Origin of the sequence: Streptomyces flavofungini (genome assembly GCF_041028215.1) — a bacterium.
In the GTDB taxonomy this organism is placed as follows: Bacteria; Actinomycetota; Actinomycetes; order Streptomycetales; family Streptomycetaceae; genus Streptomyces; species Streptomyces flavofungini_B.
Genome location: NZ_JASKYR010000465.1, coordinates 1 through 5,811 on the forward strand (window position 1 = coordinate 1; position 5,811 = coordinate 5,811).

Below are 5,811 nucleotides of genomic sequence, written 5' to 3' on the forward strand. Positions count from 1 at the left end.
CCGCGACGAGCTCCGCGTCCACCGGCACATTGCGCTTGACCAGCGCGAGGGCGATCGGCCCCAGCTCGTGGTGGCGTACGGAGGTCGTGACGAAGCCCAGCTTGCGGCCCTCGGCGCCCTCGCTCGCGAGGTGGACCGGCGTCCCGGCCGGGGGCAGGTGGACCTCGCTGCCGTCCAGGTGCAGGAAGACCAGGCGGCGCGGCGGCTTCCCCAGGTTGTGGACGCGGGCCACCGTCTCCTGGCCGCGGTAGCAGCCCTTCTGGAGGTGCACGGCGGTGCCGATCCAGCCCAGCTCGTGCGGGATGGTGCGGTGGTCGGTCTCGAAGCCGAGGCGCGGCCTGTGCGCCTCCACGCGCAGCGCCTCGTACGCCAGGAGACCGGCGGCCGGGCCGTTCTCCGCGGCGTACGCCGCCAGGTCCGGGCGCGGCAGGAACAGGTCGCGGCCGTGCGGGGTCTCCCGTACGACGACGCCGTCGGGGACGGCGGCGATCGAGCCCGCGGGCAGGTGGACGACGGCGAAGTCGTCCGTTCTGTCGGCCACTTCCACGCGGTAGAAGAACTTCATGCTCTCCAGGTACGCCAGAAGGGCCTCCTGGGTGCCGGGCTCGACATGCGCCCAGATGGTCTCGCCGTCGTCGACGAGATACAGGGCGTGCTCGATGTGCCCGTTGGCGGAGAGGATCAGCGCCTCGGTCGCCCGGCCCGCGGGGAGCTCGCTGACGTGCTGGGTGAGCAGCAGGTGCAGCCAGCTCAGCCGGTCGGAGCCGGTGACGGTGAGCACACCGCGGTGCGAGAGGTCGACGAAGCCGGTGCCGTCGGCGAGGGCACGCTGCTCACGGAACAGCTCGCCGTAGTGGGCGGCGACGCCTTCGTCCACGCCCTCGGCGGGGACGGCGCCGGGCAGGGACAACAGGGGGCTCTTCATGTTCACAAAGACTACGACCAGCGGGCCCCGGCTTTTATTTCTGCCGGCACTTCTCGCACTGCCCGAAGATCGCGAAGTGCTTCAGATCGGTGTCGAAGCCGAAGGTCTCGCGCAGCTTGGCGGTGAACTCCGCGGCGATCGAGGTGTCCGCCTCGATGACGCCCGTGCAGTCCCGGCAGACCAGGTGGATGTGGTGGTGGCGGTCCGCGAGGTGGTACGTGGGCGCGCCGTGCCCGAGATGGGCGTGGGAGACCAGCTTGAGCTCCTCCAGGAGCTCAAGGGTGCGGTAGACCGTGGAGATGTTGACCCCCGACGCCGTCTTGCGCACTTCGCAGAGGATGTCGTCGGGGGTCGCGTGCTCAAGGGTGTCGACGGCTTCGAGGACGAGCTGGCGCTGCGGCGTCAGCCGGTAGCCGCGCTGCCGCAGGTCGCTCTTCCAGTCGGAATCGGTGCTCGCCACACTCTAAAGTTTAGGGCCTGTCGGCGGTTCTACTTGAAGAAAGCGATGCCGTCGTCGGGCAGATCGCCGAGGTTGCGCGCCATGTCGGCGACCTCCTCGGGCGTGACGACCTTCTTGAGCTGGGCGGACATGTACGGCCGCAGCGGAACCTCGGGGGTCTGCTTCTCGCCGACCCACATCAGGTCGCCCTTCACATAGCCGTAGAGCCGCTTGCCGCCGGTGTAGGGGCCGGAGGCGGCGGTGCGGGCCACGGCGTCCGTGGCCAGGTCGATCTGCGGCTTCTTGTCGGCGAGCTCGCCGTACCAGACCTCGACGACGCCGTCGTCGCGGACCATCACGACCTCGACCTTGCGGTCCTTATCGATGCGCCAGAAGCCGGACTCGGTCTCCAGCGGCTTCACCTTGTTGCCCTCGGAGTCGAGGATCCAGCTGTACGAGCGGTACTCGAGGAAGTCCCGCCCGTCGTGCGTGAAGGAGACCTCCTGGCCGAAGTTCGCCTTCTCGGCGCCGGGGAAGTCGGTGACGCCCGCGCCCGCCCAGCTGCCGAGGAGCCAGGCGAGGGGGACGAGGTCGGGGTTCAGGTCGGACGGAATCTCGATCATGGGATGCTCAGGCGATCTGTGGAGGCGGAGGTTGTCAGCGCTGGCCCTGGTACAGCTTCTTCACGGTGAGCCCGGCGAAGGCGAGAACGCCGACGCAGACAAGAACCAGCAGGGCGGAGAAGAAGGCCTCAAGCACGGGGTGCTCCTCGGTGAGCGGTCGGGGCAGGTATCAGAGCCGGTCCCACTGTAGTCGGGCGGCGCCCGTACCTCTTGGCGAGGGGCCTTACGATGCGGCCATGGCGAAGAAGCTCGTGATCAAGGTGACCGCGGGGGCCGATGCCCCCGAGCGCTGCTCGCAGGCCTTCACGGTGGCTGCCGTGGCCGTGGCCAGCGGGGTGGAGGTCTCGCTCTGGCTGACCGGCGAGTCGTCGTGGTTCGCGCTGCCGGGGCGCGCGGCGGAATTCGAGCTTCCGCAGGCCGCGCCGCTGCCCGACCTGATCGACTCGGTGATCGCCGCGGGCCGCATCACGCTCTGCACGCAGTGCGCCGCCCGGCGCGACATCACGGAGAAGGACGTCATCGCGGGCGTGCGGATCGCGGGGGCGCAGGTGTTCGTGCAGGAGGCCATGACGGACGGGGTCCAGGCGCTCGTCTACTGAGGCCGCACGGTCGTACGCTGGGGGTATGTACGCGCGCAGGCGCCATGTGTACTTCGCCATGATGGGGACGTGTATCGCCCTGTTCGTCCTGGCGTGGGGCGTGGTGCGCCTGTGGTCGGTGCCGGTCGCCGTCGGGATGTGCGTCGTGGCGATGGTCATCCCGCCGCTTGCCGCCATGACGGCCAACCGGCGCGGCCCCGAGGACCGCTGGTGGGACGACCCCTCGGGCGATGCGAAGTCCGACGAGTGGTGGGACGAGCTGGACGGCAGGCACAAGCGCTAGCCGCCGCCCGTGCCGGGGTTCGGCCCCGCTCACGAGAGGCCCGCTCACGAGAAGCCGAAGGGCCGCACCCCGTCCAGTGGCGTCCAACCCCCTGGGGTGCGGCCCTTGGCCGATCGATGGTGCGGCGCGGATCAGACCGCGATCGCCACCTCCGCGAGGCCGCCCGTCTGGGCGACGACCGTGCGGTCGGCGGTGCCGCCCGGGATCAGCGCCCGGACGGTCCACGTGCCCTCGGCGGCGTAGAAGCGGAACTGTCCGGTGGCCGAGGTGGGCACCTCGGCGGTGAACTCGCCGGTCGAGTCGAGCAGGCGCACGTAACCGGTGACGGGCTCGCCGTCGCGGGTCACCTGGCCCTGGATCGTGGTCTCACCGGGCTTGATCGTCGAAGCGTCGGGGCCGCCGGCCTTTGCTCCACACATGCGTACTCCTAGAAAACCGGGGGGAAGGAAGGTCGGGCGGGTTACTTGTTGGCGCCGAGCTCGATCGGCACGCCGACCAGCGAGCCGTACTCGGTCCAGGAACCGTCGTAGTTCTTGACGTTGGTCTGGCCGAGCAGCTCGTGCAGGACGAACCAGGTCAGGGCCGAACGCTCACCGATGCGGCAGTAGGCGATGGTGTCCTTGGCGAGGTCCACCTGCTCGTCCTCGTAGAGGGCCTTGAGCTCCTCGTCGGACTTGAAGGTGCCGTCGTCGTTGGCGTTCTTCGACCACGGGATGTTGCGGGCGCTCGGCACGTGGCCGGGGCGCTGCGACTGCTCCTGCGGGAGGTGCGCGGGGGCGAGCAGCTTGCCGCTGAACTCGTCGGGCGAACGCACGTCGACCAGGTTCTGCGCGCCGATGGCCGCCACGACGTCGTCGCGGAAGGCACGGATCGAGGTGTCCTGCGGCTTGGCCTTGTACTCGGTGGCGGGGCGGCTGGGAACCTCGGCGCCGTCGACCAGGTCGCGGGAGTCGAGCTCCCACTTCTTGCGGCCGCCGTCGAGGAGCTTCACGTCCTGGTGGCCGTAGAGCTTGAAGTACCAGAAGGCGTACGAGGCGAACCAGTTGTTGTTGCCGCCGTAGAGCACGACGGTGGAGTCGTTGGCGATGCCCTTGGCCGAGAGGAGCTTCTCGAAGCCCTCCTGGTCGATGAAGTCACGGCGGACCGGGTCCTGGAGGTCGGTGGTCCAGTCGATCCGGATCGCGTTCTTGATGTGGTTCTTGTCGTACGCGGCAGTGTCCTCGTCCACCTCGACGATGACGACCTTCGGGTCCTCGATGTGGGCCTCGACCCAGTCGGCGTCTACCAGGACGTCGCTGCGGCTCATGCTTTTCTCCTCCGGGGCAGTTACGGCGGTACGGCGTTGCGAGGGGCGTGCGGGTACGGCTCCGACGCGCGGGGAGGCGCGGCGTACACGGCACGGGGGCGGCCCTGCCGAAAAGCGTCGACGGGCCTTTAGGGAAACGGGGGGCGGAGCCTCCGTCAGAAGGTGCGACAGAGCATGGCGGCGACGCGGCACAGGTCTACTGCCCGCCGCTTCGTGAGGTCCGCCTGTCGCTTCATGGTGACGATCGTAGGGACGCGGAGGCGGGTGTGTCACCGGCGCTCCGCATACTGAGACACGATCGTCCACGATGTGGGAATGGTTGAAGCCCGGAGCCGCCCCGGGAGGGCTCCGGGCTCCCTGCCGCCCCGGTCACATCCGTCCGCCGGACGGGTCCGTCTCGCACTGCGGACGACGGCGTCCGGGGGCGGGCTCGGGACCCCTTACGGGCCCGGCCCTCGGCGCTGGTTCAGCCCGTCAGGCTGACGTTCTCGCCCGTCACGGTCATGTCGACGCCGTCCGGCGCCGCCTCGACCTTCTCCAGCTTGATCCCGGCGGGCAGGTCGTCGATCTTCTGCTCGAAGTCGGTGACGTCGCGGGCCATGGCCTCGGGCAGCGGGATGGAGACGCCCAGGACGTCGATCTTCTTCGGGATCTCGTCCGCGTGGACCTTGATGTTGTCGCCCTCGACACGGACCGAGCTCAGCACGTACACGGGCTTGGGCAGCTTCGCGCCGCCCTTGCTGACCTCGATCTCCAGCTTGATCTTGCCGTTGCCGCCGTCCGAGAGGCCGACGACCTCGCCCTTGGCGCCGAGCGGCAGGTCGACGGGCTCGGACTTGCCCGCCTTGAGCAGCTCGTCGTACGAGACGCGGGCCGTGCCCGAGGCGGTCGCGGCGGTGGCCGAGCTGTAGTCGCCGGAGAACTTCACGCCCTTCATGTGGGCCGTCAGGTCGGCGATGCGGATGGAGTCGGCGCCGGACTTGGCGTCGTAGTCCTTGATGCCGACCTCGACGTCGTCCAGCTCCCCGCCCGCGACCTGGGTCAGGAAAGGGAAGCCCTTGATGGAGACGTCGGGCGCCTCGCTGAGCCCCTCGTTCGAGCGCAGCTTCTCGGCCGCCTCGTCCTCGGCGAAGTTCACGGCGAGCCGGTCGGCCGCCACGAAGAGACCGCCCAGGATGACCACGACGACCAGGAGTATGCGTATCGCGCGCTTGCTCATGTCCGGAGTTCCCCCACGTTGTCCCCCGCCTCATCTGTCCTTGCCGCGAGCCTAGAGGACGGGTCCCCGGCGCCCTGGCCCGGCCGGGGACCTGTCGATCAGCTGTGACGATCGCGTACGAGGTGTGAGCGGGCGCCCACGGACTCAGCCGAAGGCGCGGCCGAGGACGTAGACGGCGGGGGCGGCCGCCGCGAGGGGCAGGGCGACGCCCGCCGTCATGTGCACGAACCTGGACGGATAGTCGTAGCTCGCCACACGGTGTCCGATCAGCGCGCAGACGCCCGCGCCGAGCGCGAGCGGCACGCCCTCGCCGCCGAGGTCCGTCATGCCGCCGACGGCGATCCCGCTGCCGGCCGCCGCGAGCAGCGCGACGACGACGGAGGCGGGCGTGGGCAGGGGCAGCGCGCGGGCCAGGAT

At 69.8% G+C, this 5,811-nt stretch carries 9 protein-coding genes and 1 pseudogene; 2 read left to right on the forward strand and 8 right to left on the reverse strand.

The genetic code is table 11. The features are described from left to right. The 3 genes from ygfZ to AB8Z36_RS27095 form a co-directional block, all read right to left on the reverse strand. A partial coding sequence (gene ygfZ / locus AB8Z36_RS27085) for a CAF17-like 4Fe-4S cluster assembly/insertion protein YgfZ (protein WP_369215999.1) occupies window positions 1-925 on the reverse strand: 925 nt, incomplete at its 3' end. Window positions 926-959: 34 nt separating this feature from the next. Further along, window positions 960-1,385: a Fur family transcriptional regulator gene (locus tag AB8Z36_RS27090; RefSeq protein WP_369216000.1), complete on the reverse strand. Its 426-nt coding sequence runs from the start codon at window positions 1,383-1,385 to the stop codon at window positions 960-962. A gap of 29 nt (window positions 1,386-1,414) precedes the next feature. Continuing rightward, the gene (locus tag AB8Z36_RS27095; RefSeq protein ID WP_369216001.1) at window positions 1,415-1,987 is read right to left on the reverse strand and encodes an FABP family protein; all 573 of its coding nucleotides are present in this window, start codon (window positions 1,985-1,987) and stop codon (window positions 1,415-1,417) included. A gap of 236 nt (window positions 1,988-2,223) precedes the next feature. On the opposite strand from AB8Z36_RS27095, the gene AB8Z36_RS27100 reads away from it, so the two are divergent. Together AB8Z36_RS27100 and AB8Z36_RS27105 are read left to right on the forward strand one after the other, a co-directional pair. Further along, on the forward strand, window positions 2,224-2,586 hold the full coding sequence (locus tag AB8Z36_RS27100) for a DsrE family protein (RefSeq protein ID WP_369216002.1): 363 nt from the start codon (window positions 2,224-2,226) through the stop codon (window positions 2,584-2,586). A 25-nt stretch (window positions 2,587-2,611) separates the two neighbouring features. Beyond that, a complete protein-coding gene (locus AB8Z36_RS27105; RefSeq protein WP_369216003.1) occupies window positions 2,612-2,869 on the forward strand; it encodes a DUF3099 domain-containing protein in 258 nt (85 codons plus the stop codon). 131 nt (window positions 2,870-3,000) lie between these two features. On the opposite strand, the gene AB8Z36_RS27110 is transcribed toward AB8Z36_RS27105, so the two are convergent. The 5 genes and pseudogenes from AB8Z36_RS27110 to AB8Z36_RS27130 form a co-directional block, all read right to left on the reverse strand. Then, complete coding sequence (locus AB8Z36_RS27110; RefSeq protein WP_030784848.1) at window positions 3,001-3,288, reverse strand: DUF1416 domain-containing protein; 288 nt, start codon at window positions 3,286-3,288, stop codon at window positions 3,001-3,003. Window positions 3,289-3,329: 41 nt separating this feature from the next. Beyond that, complete coding sequence (locus AB8Z36_RS27115) at window positions 3,330-4,175, reverse strand: sulfurtransferase (RefSeq protein WP_369216004.1); 846 nt, start codon at window positions 4,173-4,175, stop codon at window positions 3,330-3,332. 155 nt (window positions 4,176-4,330) lie between these two features. After that, the gene (locus AB8Z36_RS27120) at window positions 4,331-4,411 is read right to left on the reverse strand and encodes a putative leader peptide (protein ID WP_350310325.1); all 81 of its coding nucleotides are present in this window, start codon (window positions 4,409-4,411) and stop codon (window positions 4,331-4,333) included. A 230-nt stretch (window positions 4,412-4,641) separates the two neighbouring features. Further along, complete coding sequence (locus tag AB8Z36_RS27125) at window positions 4,642-5,394, reverse strand: LmeA family phospholipid-binding protein (protein ID WP_369216005.1); 753 nt, start codon at window positions 5,392-5,394, stop codon at window positions 4,642-4,644. A gap of 144 nt (window positions 5,395-5,538) precedes the next feature. Next, window positions 5,539-5,811 (reverse strand): annotated as a pseudogene (locus AB8Z36_RS27130) (hypothetical protein); the annotation flags it as partial.